The following is an 803-nucleotide window of genomic DNA, read 5'->3' on the forward strand; positions in this document are numbered from 1 at the left end:
TAAGAGGGTTAAAAACGGCTACGCGATAAATCGGCATGTAATCATTCCTTGTTTAATAGGGTGGCCACCCAGAGCTCTTCCTTGGAAATAGTTGGCCACTTCTCATTAAGAAACTCAGGCGTCCAGGCTCAGCAATTAGCAAAGCACGGAGATGCCAAATAGGTCTGAAATATCGAAGTGATTTGGAAGGAAGCAGTATAAAAAGCAGGAACAATTATCTCATCAGTCAAAAGGCTGATTTGGTATCAATAAATACCCCCCGTATTTTATGCTGGTCAGACCCCAGCGAATATTTATTCGTTATTCGATCGGCCACGGTTTCACTGATGGATTGCCAAATTTCGGAAAAATGCCAACTGGCATTCGCAACCTGAATGGTCTCGGCTCCCTGAATGCTATCGACCAACAACCCCTGACGTTCATTACTGCGCTGCATGTCGTCTTTCATCAAGCACCGCATGCTGCGTAATACGGTCGTACAGATGCTGATGATCGCTGATGTTCTGCTAGGCAATGTGCAACGGCCGACGCAAGGCATCAACCGCAATATAAGCCTGACTGGTTGCATCAACCAGATCTCGACGAACCTGCAACAGGCCGACATCCTCAGTTCGCCTTTCCGCCGTGCCAGCTCAATGGCACGGCTCAACTTGCCGAAAGTCAGCAACGGCTGCTGGATCGTCACCGTGGCCAGAGGCTGCGCCATCACCCGCATCTGCTAACGAGTGTCCTGTCAGCATCAGACCAACCCCTGTGATGTCATAACGCCCATTGGCATGGTCGTCAGGTAGACTTCATTCAGA

At 49.4% G+C, this 803-nt stretch carries 2 protein-coding genes; one reads left to right on the top strand and one right to left on the bottom strand.

The features are described from left to right. Positions 1-226: 226 nt before the first annotated feature. Positions 227-448 (bottom strand): hypothetical protein, encoded by a 222-nt coding sequence (locus Q8W24_RS16785; protein ID WP_305476042.1) that lies wholly within the window; start codon positions 446-448, stop codon positions 227-229. 34 nt (positions 449-482) lie between these two features. Here Q8W24_RS16785 and Q8W24_RS16790 point away from each other — a divergent pair, with 34 nt between their 5' ends. Beyond that, on the top strand, positions 483-722 hold the full coding sequence (locus Q8W24_RS16790; RefSeq protein WP_305476044.1) for a hypothetical protein: 240 nt from the start codon (positions 483-485) through the stop codon (positions 720-722). Positions 723-803: the final 81 nt, after the last annotated feature.

Origin of the sequence: Oceanobacter sp. 4_MG-2023 (assembly GCF_030689165.1) — a bacterium.
GTDB lineage: Bacteria > Pseudomonadota > Gammaproteobacteria > Pseudomonadales > Oceanobacteraceae > Oceanobacter.

Coding starts and splice junctions, on each gene's coding strand:
- Q8W24_RS16785 (WP_305476042.1), bottom strand. CDS start 448: ATGAAAGACGACATGCAGCGCAGTAATGAACGTCAGGGGTTGTTGGTC.
- Q8W24_RS16790 (WP_305476044.1), top strand. CDS start 483: ATGCTGATGATCGCTGATGTTCTGCTAGGCAATGTGCAACGGCCGACG.